The organism is Bradyrhizobium sp. B117, assembly GCF_038969555.1.
Lineage (GTDB): Bacteria > Pseudomonadota > Alphaproteobacteria > Rhizobiales > Xanthobacteraceae > Bradyrhizobium.
Genome location: NZ_CP152414.1, coordinates 2,465,657 through 2,482,390, shown reverse-complemented (window position 1 = coordinate 2,482,390; position 16,734 = coordinate 2,465,657). Strand labels below are relative to the sequence as shown.

General features: G+C 64.8%; 18 protein-coding genes. 13 read left to right on the top strand and 5 right to left on the bottom strand.

What is annotated here, in order from left to right:
• The first annotated feature begins 35 nt into the window (after positions 1-35).
• From AAFG16_RS12055 to ugpC, 3 genes are read left to right on the top strand one after another with little or no spacing between them, the layout of a single operon-like run.
• A complete protein-coding gene (locus AAFG16_RS12055; RefSeq protein ID WP_283084748.1) occupies positions 36-971 on the top strand; it encodes a sugar ABC transporter permease in 936 nt (311 codons plus the stop codon).
• A 3-nt stretch (positions 972-974) separates the two neighbouring features.
• Positions 975-1,826, top strand: coding sequence for a carbohydrate ABC transporter permease (locus tag AAFG16_RS12050; protein ID WP_014498557.1), 852 nt, complete (start codon positions 975-977; stop codon positions 1,824-1,826).
• A gap of 6 nt (positions 1,827-1,832) precedes the next feature.
• A complete protein-coding gene (gene ugpC, locus AAFG16_RS12045; RefSeq protein ID WP_283084747.1) occupies positions 1,833-2,924 on the top strand; it encodes a sn-glycerol-3-phosphate ABC transporter ATP-binding protein UgpC in 1,092 nt (363 codons plus the stop codon).
• A gap of 147 nt (positions 2,925-3,071) precedes the next feature.
• On the opposite strand, the gene AAFG16_RS12040 is transcribed toward ugpC, so the two are convergent.
• From AAFG16_RS12040 to AAFG16_RS12030, 3 genes are all read right to left on the bottom strand, one after another.
• On the bottom strand, positions 3,072-3,431 hold the full coding sequence (locus tag AAFG16_RS12040; RefSeq protein ID WP_342739269.1) for a hypothetical protein: 360 nt from the start codon (positions 3,429-3,431) through the stop codon (positions 3,072-3,074).
• A 111-nt stretch (positions 3,432-3,542) separates the two neighbouring features.
• Complete coding sequence (locus AAFG16_RS12035; protein WP_342739268.1) at positions 3,543-4,868, bottom strand: Spy/CpxP family protein refolding chaperone; 1,326 nt, start codon at positions 4,866-4,868, stop codon at positions 3,543-3,545.
• A gap of 89 nt (positions 4,869-4,957) precedes the next feature.
• On the bottom strand, positions 4,958-6,382 hold the full coding sequence (locus AAFG16_RS12030; protein ID WP_342739267.1) for an FAD-linked oxidase C-terminal domain-containing protein: 1,425 nt from the start codon (positions 6,380-6,382) through the stop codon (positions 4,958-4,960).
• 86 nt (positions 6,383-6,468) lie between these two features.
• On the opposite strand from AAFG16_RS12030, the gene AAFG16_RS12025 reads away from it, so the two are divergent.
• The gene (locus AAFG16_RS12025) at positions 6,469-6,975 is read left to right on the top strand and encodes a thioesterase family protein (RefSeq protein ID WP_342739266.1); all 507 of its coding nucleotides are present in this window, start codon (positions 6,469-6,471) and stop codon (positions 6,973-6,975) included.
• On the opposite strand, the gene AAFG16_RS12020 is transcribed toward AAFG16_RS12025, so the two are convergent.
• On the bottom strand, positions 6,976-7,149 hold the full coding sequence (locus AAFG16_RS12020; RefSeq protein WP_011089300.1) for a DUF1328 domain-containing protein: 174 nt from the start codon (positions 7,147-7,149) through the stop codon (positions 6,976-6,978).
• Positions 7,150-7,388: 239 nt separating this feature from the next.
• On the opposite strand from AAFG16_RS12020, the gene AAFG16_RS12015 reads away from it, so the two are divergent.
• A complete protein-coding gene (locus AAFG16_RS12015; RefSeq protein ID WP_342739265.1) occupies positions 7,389-9,986 on the top strand; it encodes a UvrD-helicase domain-containing protein in 2,598 nt (865 codons plus the stop codon).
• 28 nt (positions 9,987-10,014) lie between these two features.
• On the opposite strand, the gene AAFG16_RS12010 is transcribed toward AAFG16_RS12015, so the two are convergent.
• Positions 10,015-10,710, bottom strand: a complete 696-nt coding sequence (locus AAFG16_RS12010; RefSeq protein WP_342739264.1) for a hypothetical protein — start codon at positions 10,708-10,710, stop codon at positions 10,015-10,017.
• Positions 10,711-10,919: 209 nt separating this feature from the next.
• Here AAFG16_RS12010 and AAFG16_RS12005 point away from each other — a divergent pair, with 209 nt between their 5' ends.
• The 8 genes from AAFG16_RS12005 (at position 10,920) to AAFG16_RS11970 (ending at position 16,734) form a co-directional block, all read left to right on the top strand.
• Positions 10,920-11,207 carry a type II toxin-antitoxin system HicB family antitoxin gene (locus tag AAFG16_RS12005; protein WP_342740895.1) on the top strand — a complete coding sequence of 96 codons (288 nt, stop codon included), beginning with the start codon at positions 10,920-10,922 and terminating at the stop codon, positions 11,205-11,207.
• Positions 11,208-11,295: 88 nt separating this feature from the next.
• Complete coding sequence (locus tag AAFG16_RS12000; RefSeq protein WP_283084739.1) at positions 11,296-11,712, top strand: hypothetical protein; 417 nt, start codon at positions 11,296-11,298, stop codon at positions 11,710-11,712.
• A complete protein-coding gene (locus tag AAFG16_RS11995; protein WP_283084738.1) occupies positions 11,712-12,389 on the top strand; it encodes an OmpA family protein in 678 nt (225 codons plus the stop codon). The genes AAFG16_RS12000 and AAFG16_RS11995 overlap by 1 nt, the downstream gene beginning before the upstream one ends.
• Before the next feature lie 153 nt (positions 12,390-12,542).
• Entirely contained in the window at positions 12,543-13,079 is a 537-nt protein-coding gene (locus tag AAFG16_RS11990; protein ID WP_342739263.1) for an Mpo1-like protein, read from the top strand.
• Between the two features lie 29 nt (positions 13,080-13,108).
• Positions 13,109-14,140, top strand: a complete 1,032-nt coding sequence (locus tag AAFG16_RS11985; RefSeq protein ID WP_342739262.1) for an NAD-dependent epimerase/dehydratase family protein — start codon at positions 13,109-13,111, stop codon at positions 14,138-14,140.
• Positions 14,141-14,167: 27 nt separating this feature from the next.
• Positions 14,168-14,794, top strand: a complete 627-nt coding sequence (locus AAFG16_RS11980) for an isoprenylcysteine carboxylmethyltransferase family protein (RefSeq protein ID WP_283084735.1) — start codon at positions 14,168-14,170, stop codon at positions 14,792-14,794.
• A gap of 199 nt (positions 14,795-14,993) precedes the next feature.
• Positions 14,994-15,203 (top strand): hypothetical protein, encoded by a 210-nt coding sequence (locus tag AAFG16_RS11975; protein WP_027560579.1) that lies wholly within the window; start codon positions 14,994-14,996, stop codon positions 15,201-15,203.
• A gap of 226 nt (positions 15,204-15,429) precedes the next feature.
• The gene (locus AAFG16_RS11970) at positions 15,430-16,734 is read left to right on the top strand and encodes a sorbosone dehydrogenase family protein (protein WP_342739261.1); all 1,305 of its coding nucleotides are present in this window, start codon (positions 15,430-15,432) and stop codon (positions 16,732-16,734) included.

Here is a 16,734-nt window from a genome sequence, read left to right as displayed (position 1 = left end):
GGGCGGCGGAATCTTCCGGCCGACGAGGATCGAACATGGCGATAAGCGCGGTCTCCGACACCACGCTCCGCGAGGCGCCCCCTCCCCGGCGACAGCGTTTGCTCGAGGACGAGCGCTGGCTGGCGTTCGTGCTGCTGGTGCCGACCATCGTACTGCTCGGCCTGTTCATCGCCTATCCCTTCATGCGAGGGATATTGCTGTCGGTCACCAGCTCGCGCGTCGGTATTCCCGGCGACTTCGTCGGCCTCGCCAACTTCTACAAGATCTTCAACGACGGGATCTTTCGCACCGCCGTTTACAATACCTTCCTCTATACGGGCGTGACCACCGTCTTCAAGCTGGCGCTAGGGCTGTGGCTGGCCATGCTGCTCAACCGTAATTTCCGCGGCAAGGCTTTTACCCGTGCTTTCATCCTGCTGCCGTTCATTATTCCGACCGTACTCTCGACTTTTGCCTGGAAGTGGATGTTCGACCCGACGTTCAGCGTTCTCAATTGGCTCCTCTACCATCTCGGTTTGATCACCGGGCGGATCAATTGGCTGGGCGATCCGGACCTCGCTATGATCTCGATTATCATCGTCAACATCTGGCGCGGGGTGCCGTTCTTCGCCATCAGCCTGCTCGCCGGCCTGCAAACCATCAGTCCCGAACTCAACGAGGCCGCCGCCATCGACGGCGCCAAGCCGTGGCAGCGGTTCTGGCACATCACCTGGCCGCTGCTGTTGCCCGTGACCATGGTCGTGATGCTGTTCTCGGTGATTCAGACGTTCGCCGATTTCCAGATTGTCTATGTGATGACGGGCGGCGGGCCGGCCAACGCAACGCACCTGTTCGCCACCTACGCCTATCAGATCGGCGTCGGCACAGGCCTCCTGAGCGAGGGCGCCGCCATCTCGCTCGCAATGTTTCCGGTCCTGTTTCTGGTCGTCGTCATCCAGCTTCTCTACATCCGCCGCGTGGAGGTCCGCTGAGCCATGATCGAGGGCGCAAGGTGGCGAAAGTGGGTGTTCTTTTACGTCCCGATGGCGCTGTTCCTGCTTTTCCTGCTGTTCCCGTTCTACTGGATGGTGATCACTTCGGTGCGGCCGGACGGCGAGCTTTACCGGCCCTGGAATTCGAGCAACTACAATCCGTTCTGGACGTGGAAACCGACCTGGGACCATGTCAGGTATCTGTTCGAGGAGACGCTGTTCGCTTCGTGGCTGTGGAACACGACGTTCATCGCGCTCGCTTCAACCGCCATCTCGCTCGTGTGCGGCGTATTCGCCGGCTATGCCCTGTCGCGGCTGAACTTTCCATTTGCCGGCAGCCTGGGCACTGCCATCTTCATCACCTATCTGGTCCCTCAGACACTGCTGTTCATTCCGCTGGCAGAGATCATACGCAATTATCGCCTGGGTGACACGCCCTGGTCACTGATCCTGACCTATCCGACCTTTCTTATTCCGTTCTGCACCTGGATCATGATGGGCTACTTCAAGGCGGTCCCGAAGGAGCTCGAGGAATGCGCGCGCATTGACGGCGCCTCGCGCTGGCAAGCGATGCTCTACATCGTCATCCCGGTGGCGATCCCGGGCATCCTCTCGGCCGGCATCTTCGCTTTCACGCTGTCGTGGAATGAGTTCATCTATGCGCTCGTGTTCCTGTCCTCGCCCGAGCAGAAGACCGTGCCGGTCGGCGTCACGTCGGAGCTGATCCGCGGCGATGTATTCTACTGGGGGCCGCTGATGGCTGGGGCCCTGCTTGGATCGATACCGGTTGCGATCGCCTATTCGTTTTTCGTCGAGCACTACGTCGCAGGATTGACCGGATCAGTGAAGGGCTGACAGCGAATGGGGCAGGTCGTCCTCAAGGGGATCAACAAATTCTTTGACGGCGTGCACGCCGTCAAAGATGTCAACCTGCAGATCCGCGACAAGGAGTTCATGGTGTTCGTCGGCCCCTCCGGCTGTGGCAAGACGACGACGCTCAGGATGATCGCCGGACTCGAAGCGATCAGTTCCGGCGATATCTCCATCGACGGCAACGTGGTCAATGAATTGGCGCCCATGGACCGCGACATCGCCATGGTGTTCCAGAATTACGCTCTGTACCCGCACATGACCGTGTACGACAACATGGCGTTCGGCCTGAAGATGCGTAAATTCGAAAGATCGGAAATCGACAAGCGCGTGCTGGAGGCGGCCGACATCCTCGGCATCGGCGAATTGCTCACGCGCAGGCCACGCCAGCTCTCAGGCGGTCAGCGCCAACGTGTGGCGTTAGGCCGTGCCATCGTGCGCCACCCCCGCGTGTTCCTGTTCGACGAGCCACTGTCGAACCTCGATGCCAAACTGCGGGTGCAGATGCGCGTTGAGCTGAAGAAGCTGCATCTGCGCCTCGGCACCACAGCCATTTACGTGACCCACGATCAGGTCGAGGCTATGACGTTGGGTGACCGGGTCGTCGTCATGAAAGACGGCGTGGTGCAGCAAGTGGGGGAGCCGCTCGAACTGTATAATCATCCCTCCAACAAGTTCGTCGCCGGCTTCATAGGCTCCCCAGCCATGAATTTCGCGGCCGTTACGGTGACCGAGGCGAACGGATCGCTGATCGCCGAGAACTCCGGCCTGCGCATCAAGCTGCCGGACGAGACCGCGCAGCGGCTGCGCGGCCGTATCGGACGCGAGGTCATGCTCGGCGTGCGGCCGGAGGACCTCACCGTGGCGAGTGGCGCTGATCTCGGCCACCCATGCTTCGATGCTGTGATTGAGGTGGTCGAGCAACTCGGCTCGGAAATCCTGCTCGATATGAAGGTGGGCGAGAGTATCATGGTGGCGAGCGTCGAGCCGACCGCTGGGGTGAGTGTGGGCGACAAGCTGCGCGTTGCCATGCGGCCTTCCAGGCTTCACGTTTTCGACCCGCAGACCGAGGCGGCCATCTGACGCCAGCAATGCGGGCCTCGCGTACCGGATTTACGAGTACACGCCCCTAGAGCCATTTCCGTTCCGATGGAATCTGAACGGGGCTCTGGATTCTTGTTTTGACGCGTTTCTTTACGCGAACCGGTATCCACTTCGCTCGAAAACACTCTAGGCCAGCGTCGGATGATCGCGCTGCACTGTCTCGCGGATCCAGCTCGCGTGAATGGCGCGGAACAGGATCTGCGCGGTCTTGAGGTCGCCCGCCGTCATGCAGAGATCGACGATGCGGCGGACCGCGTCGTCGCGCATCAAATCGTCCGAGATCTTCATCGCGATCTCCATCGCCACCTTGGCGGCGCGCTCGTAGCGTTCGCTGTCGCGCTTGTCGCCTCGCCCCGAGCCGGCGGCGCTCGGAGCCGCAGCGTCGCAGATCGCGCGGATGCGCGCGGCGGCATCGATGTCGCCGAGCGGTCCCTCGATCGCCTCGTCCCAGATCTCCTGTCGCATCTTGCGCGCGAACCACGTCATCGCCCACCATCCGCGATCTTCGAGCCGCCATATCGCCGCGCTTCGCCGTCCCCAGCATAGAGAGGCCAATCGAGATCCGCGAGCCGATCTTTCCGCAGGATCTTGACGTCTTCAGGACGTCCGACGTGGTCCGATGGCCTCGAACTGCGCCTTCTGCTCGTCGTTCAGCGTGGCGTAGAAATCCTCCAGCGCCGCGCGCACCGACTTGACTCCGTCGAGCATCACATCGAGCCGCTTGCGGACCGCGGCCATTCGCGCCGGCGGCGTCATCACCTCGCTCGGCTGGCAAGCCGCCTTGAGCGATGCGCTGACTTTGGCGCTGGTATCCTGGAGCACCTGTAGTGCGGCGCGCTGCGTATCGTTGGGGTGAAGTCTCGCCTCGATGTCGGTGCCGGGCCAATCAAGCGCGGCAGACGCGCCGCACGTCTGGACCAGCGATGCCGCGGTGCCGTTGGCAGCCGTCGCGCGGCGCTGATCTTCGGCCAGCGCATTGAACCGCGCCTTCTGCTCGTCGGTGAGCGAGCCATAGAAGCTGTCGAGGGCGGGCTGAACGAGTTCGACGGCTTTCACCATCGCCTCGACACGCTGCTGCATCGCCGCCAGCCGGCCGGGTGCGGTCGCTGCGACCTGCGACGGGCAGGACGCGCGGATCAGCGCTGCAGCGTCGATCGAGGCATTGCCGAGCGCATCGAGATTGGCGCCTTGCGCCTCGGTCGGCTGCACCGCGGCGGCGATCTGATCGATCGGCAGACCGACGATCTCGCGGCGGTCGCTGCCGCAAAGCTGATCCAGCGCTACGCCTCGCGCTTGCCGCCGTCCCTGCGGGCGCTGCGGCAGATAGGCCGACAGTCCGTCATAGCCGTACGGCCCGAACAGGCCGGCATAAATATCTGGATAGCCGTAGCCCCAGAAGCCGAGGCCGTCGCCCCAGATCGTGTAATCGTAGAGATCGTTATAGGCGAACGGCCAGAACAGCGGTCCAACCCAGCCGTAACCACCGCCCGCATGTTGCCACCATCCGCTGCTGGCGCCGTGCCAGCCGGCGAGTGCAGCCGCAGCCGTGATCTGGGCGCGTGCCGCCGGATTGCTGATCAGGCGGCCGTTGCGGAAGGCGCTGGAATGCGCGTTGAACGCGTTGCGGAAATGCGCCGGGCGCACGGACGCATTGCGGATCTGACCGAAGTTCGCACCGTGTCGGGCGCCGGTTGCAAACCGCATCGCGCGGTGATGACCGCCACCATGCGCATGTCCGAAGCCGTGACCGTGGAAATGGCCGCCGCCGTGATGGCCACCGCCATGCCCGCCGCCGTGACCACCACCATGTCCGCCGCCGTGACCACCGCCATGGCCGCCACCGTGTCCGCCCTTGCCCAGAGCCGACCCCGCCAGCATGCAGGCAAGCGCCATCACGGCAATTCCAATGACCGGTCGCAACATCGCATCCTCCCGCAAGCCGCGCCATTGAGGCATCGGAAATAGTCGGGAATTGGAACCGGCTCGGCTGCCGAAAGTTCCCGAACCGCGCTCTACGCCTCCGGCACGATCTTTCCGGGATTGAAGATGTTGAGCGGATCAAGCGCCTGCTTCAGCGCCCGCATCGCATCCAACGCCTCGGGGCCGAGTTCCGCCTTCAGGTATTTCTGCTTGCCCTGGCCGATGCCGTGCTCGCCGGTGCAGGTGCCGTCCATCGCCTGTGCGCGCTCGACGAGGCGATGCATGAACTCCTCGCCGCGCGCCATCTCGGCCGCGTCGTTGGTGTCGCAGACCAGCGAGCAATGGAAATTGCCGTCGCCGACATGGCCGACGATCGGCGACAACAAATTGAGGCGCTTGAGGTCTTCCTCGGTCTCGCTGACGCAGTCGGCAAGCCGCGAGATCGGCACGCAGACGTCGGTCGCAACCACGCCGATGCTGTCGCCGGGACGCAGCGCCTTCACGGACCAATAGGCGTCATGACGCGCCTGCCACAGCTTGGTGCGGTCCTCCGGCTTGGTGGTCCAGGAGAAATCGCCGCCACCGCACTCTTTGGCGATCTCGCCGAAAGCCTTCGACTGCTCGGCGACCTCGACCTCGCTGCCGTGGAATTCCATCAGCAGCAGCGGCGTCTCCGGCAGCGTCAGCTTCGAATAGGCGTTGCAGGCCTTCACCTGCGCCGTGTTGAGCAGCTCGATGCGCGCCACGGGAATGCCGGTCTGGATCGCCAGAATCACGGCCTGACACGCCCCATGCACGGTCTCGAACGACACCGCGCCGGCCGCGATCGTTTCGGGAATGCCGCGCAGGCGAATGGTCAGTTCGGAGATGATGCCGAGCGTGCCCTCGGCGCCGACGAACAGATGCGTCAGGTCGTAGCCCGCGGAGGATTTCTTGGCGCGCGTGCCCGTGGTGATGATCTCGCCGTCGCCGCGCACCACTTTCAGCGCCAGCACGCTGTCGCGCATGGTGCCGTAGCGCACCGCGTTGGTGCCGGAGGCGCGGGTCGAGGCCATGCCGCCGAGCGAGGCGTCGGCGCCGGGATCGATCGGGAAGAACAGACCCTGGTCGCGCAGATGCTCGTTGAGCGCCTTGCGGGTGACGCCGGGCTGGATCACGCAGTCGAGATCCTCGGCGTGCACCGCCAGCACCTTGTTCATGTCGCGCAGGTCGATCGAGATGCCGCCGGCGGGCGCGTTGACCTGGCCTTCCAGCGAAGTGCCGGTGCCGAAGGGAATGACGGGGACGCGATTTTTGGCGCAGATCCGCACCACGTCCTGGATGTCGGCGGTCTCCTGCGCCATCACCACGCCGTCAGGCGGCTGGTTGACGATCCATGTGGTGGTATGGCCGTGTTGCTCACGGACGGCCTGCGAGGTGATGAGGCGGTTGCCGAAGCGCGCGGCAAGCTGCTCCAGCGCGCTTGCGAGGGCTTTCGGCTCGACCCGCGGCGGATTATTGGTGATGGTCGTACCCACGGACATTCCTCCCGACAGAAGAACCGTGGCAAAGGACATAAAGCCGGTCAAGTCAAGCGACCGGACGCATACCCAGGGAATGAAACATGCCGGAGAGTGCCGCTTCGAAGCCCGCCGCAGAGCCGTTCCGCGCCTCGATCATGCAGATCGAGCCGCAGTGGATCGACTATAACGGCCATCTCAACATGGCCTATTACCACGTGATGTTCGACCGGGCGATCGACCAGATGTGGCTGCAGCTCGGGATCGGGCCGGGGTACATGAAGGAGCGCAACGGCTCGACCTTCACCGCCGAATGCCATGTGCGCTATTTGCGCGAGATCCATCTCGGCGATCCCGTGCAGGTGTCGGTCTGGCTGCTGGAAGCCGACGACAAGCGGCTGCATACGTTCGAGGAGTTGCGGCACGCCACCGAAGGCTGGCTGTCGGCGACCTCAGAGAACATGTCGCTTCACATCGACATGGGCTCGCGCAAGGTGGCGGCCTTTCCGCCCGACATTCGCGAGCGCATTGCGACCGTGGTCAAGGCCCACAGCGCCGTACCGCGGCCCGAGGGCATCGGCCGCAACGTGGCGATGCCCTCGAAGCGATAGCTATATTCTGGTGCGGCCGCGCGCCAATCCGACCACGGCCGAGACCAGGAACAGAACGACCGCGATGAAGAAGATGATCTTGGCGATCTCGATCGAAGCGCCGGCGATGCCGCCGAAGCCCAGGATGCCGGCGATCAATGCGATAACCAGAAACGTCACAACCCAGCCTAGCATGGCGAAAACCTCGTCTTGATGTCTCTCTGCGATCGGCGCGGCTGACCGCACCATCTGTCCAGACAATCTCGACGTGGGAACGATGGTTCCCCACCCGGCCGGGTGGAAATTCGCCCGGCTTTCGGGAACAAATCGGGTCGCCGCGTACGTGGAAAACCCCGTCCCGGTGCCCCATATAGGCAGCAATCCCTGTTAAGAAGGCTCCCTCCCGTCACCCCGCGGTGCCATCGTGGGGCCAAATGATTCGCATGACCGAGCCGAGCAAGATCACCAGCGTTCCCGACCACCAGCCCGCAGCCGGCGGCATCGCCGCGCGTGCGCGCGCCTCCGTGGGCCCGAAATATCTGTCCGGGCTCAATCCGGAGCAGCGCGAGGCGGTGGAGACGCTGGACGGTCCGGTCCTGGTGCTGGCCGGCGCCGGCACCGGCAAGACGCGCGTGCTGACGACGCGCATCGCCCACATCCTGAGCCAGGGCCGCGCCCGTCCCGCCGAGATTCTGTCGGTGACCTTCACCAACAAGGCCGCGCGCGAGATGAAGCACCGGCTCGGCCAGATGCTCGGCCACGCCGTCGAGGGCATGCCGTGGCTCGGCACCTTCCACTCCATCGGCGGCCGCATCCTGCGCTTCCATGCCGAGCTGGCGCAGCTCAAGTCGAACTTCACCGTGCTCGACGTCGACGACCAGGTGCGGCTGCTCAAGCAGCTGCTGCAGGCCGAGAACATCGACGACAAGCGCTGGCCCGCGCGCATGCTGGCCGGCCTGATCGACGGCTGGAAGAACCGCGGCCTGATGCCCTCGCAGGTGCCCTCCGGCGAAGCCGCCATGTTCGCCAACGGCAAGGGCGGCAAGCTCTATGCGAGCTACCAGGAGCGGCTGAAGATCCTCAACGCCGCCGATTTCGGCGATCTCCTGCTGGAGAACATCCGCATCTTTCGCGAGCATCCGGATATTTTGCGGCAGTACCAGCAGCGCTTCAAATTCATCCTGGTGGACGAGTATCAGGACACGAACGTCGCGCAGTATCTGTGGCTGCGGCTGCTGTCGCAGGCGCCGTCGTCTCCTTCCTTCGCCTCTCCCCGCTTGCGGGGAGAGGCCGACGCGCAAAGCGCGGCGGGTGAGGGGGACTCTCCGAGCACCGCGCTCGTGGAGAAAGCCCCTCACCCCGACCCTCTCCCCGTGAAGGACGGGGAGAGGGAGAAGAACCACGTCAAAAACATCTGCTGCGTCGGCGACGACGACCAGTCGATCTATGGCTGGCGCGGCGCCGAGGTCGACAACATCTTGCGCTTCGAGCACGATTTCCCCGGCGCCAAGGTGATCCGCCTCGAGCGCAATTACCGCTCCACCGGCCACATCCTCGCCGCCGCCTCGCATTTGATCGCGCACAATGAAGGCCGGCTCGGCAAGACGCTGCGCACCGAGGACCAGGACGGCGAGAAGGTCACGGTGACAGGCTCGTGGGATTCCGAAGAGGAAGCCCGCGGCATCGGCGAGGAGATCGAGCAGCTGCAGCGCCAGGGCGAGAAGCTCAACGAGATCGCCATTCTGGTGCGCGCGTCCTACCAGATGCGCGAGTTCGAAGACCGTTTCGTCACGCTCGGCCTGCCCTATCGCGTCATCGGCGGCCCGCGCTTCTACGAGCGCGCGGAAATCCGCGACGCGCTCGCATATCTACGCGTCATCAATTCGCCGGCCGACGACCTCGCCTTCGAGCGCATCGTCAACGTGCCCAAGCGCGGGCTCGGCGACGCCACCATTCAGATGCTGCACGACCACGCCCGCAAGCGCCGCATTCCGCTGTTCGAAGCGGCGCGCGCGGTGATCGAGACCGACGAGTTGAAGCCGAAGGCGCGCGGAAGCTTGCGCGGCGTCGTCGCCCAGTTCGACCGCTGGCGCGCCCAGCGCGAGGTCACCTCGCACACGGAGCTGGCGCAGATCGTGCTCGACGAGAGCGGCTACACCGAGATGTGGCAGAAGGACCGATCGGCGGACGCCGCGGGCCGGCTGGAGAACCTCAAGGAGCTGGTTCGCTCGATGGAGGAGTTCGAGAACCTGCAAGGGTTCCTGGAGCACATCTCGCTGGTGATGGACCGCGAGGGCGGCGCCGAGGACGACGCGGTGTCGCTGATGACGCTGCACTCGGCCAAGGGCCTCGAATTCGACAACGTGTTCCTGCCCGGCTGGGAGGAAGGCCTGTTCCCGAGCCAGCGCACGCTGGACGAACAGGGCCGCGCCGGGCTCGAGGAAGAGCGCCGGCTCGGCCATGTCGGCCTCACCCGCGCCCGCCGCCGCGCGATGATCTATTTCGCGACCAATCGCCGGATCCATGGCACCTGGTCGACCACGATCCCCTCGCGCTTCCTCGATGAATTGCCGGCGGCCAATGTCGAGATCACGGAATCCAAGGGTGGCTCGGGCTGGGGCGGCGCCACTGGCTATGGCGCTTCGCGCTTCGACGACATGGAGGCGTTCGGCTCCAGCTATTCGACGCCGGGCTGGCAGCGCGCCCAGGCCAACCGCAACCGCGGCGGCGGCCGCAATGGCGGCGGCCGAACCGGCGGTTTCGAGGAAGAGACCGCCTCGTTCTCGTCCGCCTCGTCATCCGGCCCCGATTTCGGCAGCTTCGCCTCACGCCGCCGCGGCCCCCTGACGATCGAAGGCGAGCTGGTCGCCAAATCGACCGGCACAACCTCGGAATTCTCGCTCGAAGACCGCGTTTTCCACCAGAAATTCGGCTACGGCCGCGTCACCAAGATCGACGGCAACAAGCTCACCATCGCCTTCGACAAGGCCGGCGAGAAGAAGGTCGTGGACAGCTTCGTGCAGCGGGCGTGAGGCGGCCCTTGCACACAGGGCCATCCACTCAGCCGTTCAGGATGTTGGCGCCCTGGTCGTAGATCAACTGGTCGACGTGCCCGGCACCCGGCGCGATTTCGAGTCTCCAGCCCAGCGCCACATCGAGGCTCCTGGCCAGCTTCGTGCAGTGTTCGAAATGCCAGAGACCGCGGGCAAGGCGATGCGGCCCTTGGGCCATCGCCTCGTCCCAGCGCGGCAGGTCGGGAGCATCAGGGTCGTTGTCGGCATCGCCCAGCAAGATGACGAGCGAGCGCCCGAGATACCTCCGCAAATCACTTGTATCGAGGCCAATCCCTCCCATGCCGTCCGGATAGTCCTTGGCGAGGTTCGGCAGCATGTAGCATCCGCAATTGGCGGCAACGGCCATATCGACGGACGCGGCTTCGTTGAGCGCAAGATAGCGCAGGACGAATTGGGCCCCCGCGGAATTGCCGAACAGACCGAAGGTCTCCCGGCTGGACCCGATCGCATCTCGAACATGATGAAACAGCCGGTCGATCGCCCCGAAATTCCAGAGATCGCGCGGCAGGACCGTGTTGTCTGGCGGCGGCAGCCGCACACCGCCAAAATTGTATGCGGAGATGCCCGGGAACTGCTCCGGATCGAACTCCGGCACCAGCACGATTTGCCCGTTGCGCTCGGCCTGAGGGGCGAGCAGATCGCGAAACGCCGCGGCAGCGCGATCGACGCCATGCATCGCCACGATGATGCGTGTGTGCGCATTGCGCGATCGGGGGCAGAATGAAAAGACCCGCATCGTGCGTGGCGAAGGGACGGCACCATCGTCATGAAATACGAATGAACCGGCGCCTTCAGCCAGAGGCAATTTGCTCAATTGCTTGCTCCCCGAGATCCAGTATTCATAATTGAATGAAACCGGGCGGCACAACCATCGAGGCCATCAGTACTGCCATGCCTCACTACGTTGCCATCATCGAAGACGCCGGCCCGGACGCCGTCAGCCTGTGGTTTCCAGACCTGCCGGGCTGCATTTCCGGCGGCGATGACGTCGACGAGGCCCTGGAGAATGCGCCCGAGGCGCTCGCCTTCTATGCGCAGGAGCTGATTGAGGACGGCCGCGAGCTTCCCCCGCCGAGAACGCTGGAGGAGCTCAAGGCCGCCCCTGAATTTGCCGACGCGATCCGGAGCCACACGGCCGTCCTGATCGAATGGCCTCCCGTCGCCGCCGCCACGGAGTGAGGACTGTTCGCCGCACTTGCCGAACTCTCGACCGTTCCGGGGCGAACAGCCCTTGACCATGGCGAACTTCCCCGTATCAGATGCACGCATGGTCCGGGGCTCCATCACACTGATCTTGCTGGCATTGGGGATGCCGTCGCTTGCGGCGGCGGAGACCATGAGCTTTGGCGATGCGATCGGAAAGCTGGCGGCGAGCTGCGGCGCGGAGATCGTCGCCAATTGCCGTGGCGTCAACCCGGATTCGACCCGGCTGAAGGAGTGCCTGTCGCGCAACCGCGACGTGCTCTCGCAGCAGTGCACGAGCGACTATCTCAGCGTCTTTGACGCCATCCAGAAGCGCATCGCCGCGCGTGTCACCGTGGCGAACGCCTGCCAGCGCGAGATCGTCAAGGTCTGCGGCGGCTCGACCAAGGAGACCAGCAAGTCGGTCCCGTGCCTGGTCTCGACTCCCAAGGGCATCAGCAACAACTGCCTGAAGGCCGTCGACGACGCGGGGTATCGCTGATGCGCGCCTCCTGGCTCTCCACCGCCGGAATCGGCATCGCGCTCGGTCTCGCCTTGCTTGCCGGCGCAGCCCGCGCGCAGACGGCGGCGGCGCCGCCGACCCGCGACGACATCGTCGCCAAGCTCAACCATTTCGAGGAGGCCGGCGAGGTCGATCTGCCTGCGCTGAAGCAGCAGGTGATGGAACGCGCCAAGGCCAGGATCAAGAACGATCCGGGTCCGGTGAACCGGCCGCCGATCGCGCCCGATCTCGCCAAGTTGCCCGCCTTCAATGCGCAGATCCAGTTCGACGCCGACACGCCGATCATCCAGCCGGCGTCCTACCAGACCGTCGGCCGCATCGCCGATGCGCTGGTTCATTCCTCGCTGCTGCCCTACACCTTCCTGATCGTCGGCCACGTCGAATCCAATTCGAAGACCCGCGAGGCCAATGCGATCCTGAGCCAGCGCCGCGCCGACGCGATCCGCGACGTGCTGGTGAACACATTCAAGATCTCGACCAAGCGGCTGCATCCGATCGGCCTCGGCGAGGAGCAGTTTCTCGACCGGGCCAAGCCGACCTCGGCGGTGAACGGCCAGTTGCAGATCCTGACCTTCGCCAAGGTGCCGGAGGAGGCGGCCGCGCATCCGGCTGCTGCGCCTGCGCCTGCGGCGAAAAAGCCCGCCAAGAAGCGCTGAGGATGGGCATCTCGGCGCCCGGCGGAACCCATTGAAGTTCTTCCGTTTTGTGACCTGTCTCACAGCGCGACAACGCGGTTTTGCGCGACGATAGGGCCGGTTTGTGCACCGCCCTGTCAGGTGCTATAGCCTGTTCTCGCCCTTCCCAACCCCATGATGCACGAGACCGAGATGGCCAGTTATTTTCAACGCCAACTGGTGGACTACGTCGAATATCATCGCGATCCCTGGAACTGCGCGATGCACGTGGTCGGTATCCTGCTGCTGTTCACCGGCGCCGTGCTGCCGCTGACGCTCGTGCATTTCTCCGTGTTCGGGGTCGAGGTGAGCCTGGCGGTGATCCTGGCGCTGCCGGTGCTGGTCTACTGGCTGATGCTGGACGCCGGGATCGGGCTCGGCATCCTCGCCGCGATGATCGTGCTGCTTTCGGTCGCAACCGCGATCGGCAATCAGGTCTCGATCGTCATGATGTGGTCGATTTTTGTGGCGTTGATCGGCTTTGGCGTCGCAGCGCAGATCGTCGGCCACCGGGTTTTCGAGGAACGGCAGCCCTCGATGGTGGACCATCCCACGCATTTCCTGCTTGGACCGATGTTTATCATGGCGAAATTGTTCATTGCATTGGGCTTCCGTCGCGACCTTGCCGCGATTCTGGCGCCTGTTCCGGCCAATTCCCTTTCAACCCGATAGCTCTAGAAGCGAAACGGCAAACCTTCTGCATGGCTCTCGTACTGGTTACCGGTGGCAGCGGCTTCATCGGACATCACCTCGTAGAAGCGCTCCGCGCCCGTGGGCAGCGGGTACGCGTTCTCGATGTCCGTGCGCCGGCCGCGGCGAACGCCGACGTTGAATATGTCCATGGCTCGGTGCTGGACGGCGCCGCGGTCGACGCTGCCGTCGCGGGCGTCGATCAGGTCTATCACCTCGCCGGCCTGCCCGGCATGTGGGTTGCCAACAAGCAGGATTTTCACGACGTCAATTGCCGCGGCACCGAGGTGGTGCTCGCAGCCGCGATGAAGCGTGGCGTGTCGCGCTTCCTGCACTGCTCGACGGAATCGATCCTGTTCCCCTATTCCGACCTCAACGGCGTCGCCGCCGAGGAGGCGCTGCAGCCGGCCGATGCGATGCCCGGCGCCTATACGCGCTCGAAATCGCTCGCCGAGCATTTCGCGGCGAAGGCCGCGGCCAGCGGCTTCCCGCTGGTCATCGGCACGCCGACCATGCCGATCGGCGCCGCCGACCACAATCTGACGCCGCCGACCGCGATGCTCTGGTACTTCCTCCAGAAGAAGGTGCAGCCGCATCTCAACTTCCTGGTCAATCTCGTCGATGTCCGCGACGTCGCCATGGGCCTCGTGCTGACCATGGAGCGCGGCCGCATCGGCCAGCGCTACATCCTCGGCGGCGACTGCGTCCCGCTCGGCCGCATCCTGCGGATGATGTCGGCGATGAGCGGCCGCCGGCAGTTTCCGGTGGTCGTGCCCGGCAAGATCGCCGAGCTCTCGGCGATCATGCTCGAATCCATCTCCGATCACATCACCCATCGGCCGCCCAACGGCACCGCCGAGGGCGTGCGCATCGCGCTCGCCGCGAGCGATCTCTCGATCGGCAAGGCGCGCACCGAGCTCGGCTATTCGCCGCGCCCGATTGAGCCGGTCTTGCGCGAAACCATCACCCATCTGCTCGCCCGCAATGGCCAGCAGCCCTCCAGCGCCATCGAGCATCACGCACTGTCCTCGCGCGCGAGCTGACGCCGCCGCCTAACGCAAAGAACCTTCATGTCCTTCGATTTCAGCAAGCTTCTCTCCGTGGCCTGGGGTGGCTGGACCACGACCTGGCCGACCGAACTCCTGGCCTTGATCTGGCTTGCCTTTCTCGCGAGCTGGGTCGGCGCCTCGTTCTGGCAGGGCCGCACCAAGAAGCAGGTCATGACGCTGGAGTCGCAGCGCTATCGCCTGCCGATCCTGGTCGGCGGAATCCTGTACACGCCGTGGGTTGCAGAGCTCCTGGGCTGGAAGCCGCTCTGGGTGCTCGGCAACACCGGCATCACCATCGCCGCGGTCCTCTCGGCCGCCGGCATCGCCTTCGCCTGGTGGGGCCGGCTGCATCTCGGAAAATTCTGGTCCAACACCATCACCCACAAGGAAGACCACCGCGTCATCGACACCGGCCCCTACGGCATCGTCCGCCATCCGATCTATACCGGCCTGATCGCCGGCATGCTCGTCACCGGCTTCGCGATCGGCACCGTCACGACGATCCTCGGCGCCATCCTGATCTCGCTCGGCATGTGGCAGAAGGGCCGGATGGAAGAGGTGTTTTTGTCGAAGGAGCTCGGCGAGGATGCTTACGGCGCGTACTGTCGCCGCGTGCCGATGATCATTCCGTTCCTGTCGCCGCGGTGACGGCGGCTTCCGCCTCCCGCTCTCTCCGCACAACGCTGCTGTTGATCCCGTCATCCCCGCAATGGCGAAGCCATTGCGCTGGGATGACGGTGAGACATGGGTACGGCCCGGAACATTCCGCCACGGAACCGCCCCTCCGCTCGTCCGTTAGCCCTCGACACCTGCACCAGAAGCAGAGCATCGAGCCGAGCATCAAACCATGTCGGACGCCTACGATTATTTCCGCGCGCATGCGATCGCCGCCGTCCGCAAGGCGCGGGCGCTGCCGCCTGGACGGTCGAAACAGAAACAGCGCACGGTGGCGCGCGTCTATCATCTGCTGTCCCGAGAGGCCGCGCTGGCACCGAACGTCCATCACCTCGACGATTTTCGCGCGGCGCGGCGGCTGGAGCGGCAGATCGGCCGCTGATTTTCTCTCCATGCAAAATTGGCCGGCTGCCATTCCGCGGGAATAGACGTCCGCCGAGTTCCGCAACGGTTGACCTTTTTGGCGCGACCCAGTTGGATGCGCGCGCAACGAGGCACGACGACATTTCATCGTTGATCTGGAGAGGTCGGCGATCAGGCCTGAGCCCGCGCGGGGCTTTTGGCGATCCGGCGTTGGACGGTGCCGCAGGATTCGACAGGGGCGTCTCATGACTTTTTCCAGCATCTTCGCGCAGTTCGTCGCATTGCTCGGCGGCATCGCGCTGCAATGGCGCAAACTGTCGGGCACCGAGCCCGCGCCGGCCTGGGGCCAAACGCCAGCCATTCCCGAAGCCAAGCCGCAAGGCGCGATCCCGACTCTGAAGATGCCGACCGCGCGCGGCTGGAGCGAGGGCCACAAGCCGACGGTCGCGCCCGGCCTCAAGGTCAACGCCTTCGCGAGCGGCCTCGACCATCCGCGCTGGATCGAGGTGCTGCCCAATGGCGACGTGCTGATCGCGGAAGCGACGCAGATCGCCGGTCCCCCGCGCAGCGTGTTTCACTACGCCATGCAGGCTACGATGCGCCGCGCCGCGGCGCTCGGCGTGTCCGCCAACCGCATTACGCTGCTGCGCGACAAGGACGGCGACGGCGTCGCCGAAGTGCGCGGCGCCTTCATGGAGAACCTCAACCAGCCGTTCGGCATGGCGCTGGTCGGCGACACTTTCTACGTCGGCAACACCGACGGCGTGATGGCCTTTCCGTACGTCGCCAATGCCGACCGCATCACCGCGCCGGGCAAGCGGCTCACGACCTTCAAGCCGAGCGGCCACTGGACGCGCAGCCTGCTGGCAAGCCCCGACGGCAAGAAGCTCTATGCCGGCGTCGGCTCGCTCAGCAACATCGCCGAGATGGGCATGGAAGTCGAGGAAGGCCGCGCCGCGGTCTATGAGCTCGACCTCGCCGCCGGAACGCATCGCATTTTTGGCGCCGGCCTGCGCAATCCCGTGGGCCTTGCGTGGGAGCCGACGACGGGCGTGCTCTGGACCGTCGTCAACGAGCGCGACGGCCTCGGCGACGAGACGCCGCCGGATTATCTGACCTCGGTGCGCGACGGCGGCTTCTACGGCTGGCCCTTTTGCTACTGGGGCAAGACGGTGGACGACCGCGTGCCGCAGGATCCGGCGATGGTCGCCAAGGCGCTGCAACCGGACTACGCGCTCGGCGGCCACACCGCTTCGCTCGGCCTCTGCTGGATGCCCGCAGGGACCCTGCCCGGCTTCCCCGACGGCATGGTGATCGGGCAGCACGGCTCGTGGAATCGCAGCACGCTGTCCGGCTACAAGCTGGTGTTCATCCCGTTCGCGAACGGCAAGCCGTCCGGCCCCGGTCGCGACATCCTGTCGGGCTTCCTGTCCCCGGACGAGAAGGAATCCTACGGCCGCCCGGTCGGCGTCGTGATCGGCCCCGACAAGAAGTCGCTGCTGATGGCGGATGACGTGGGCAACGTGATCTGGCGCGTGACGGGGGCGTAA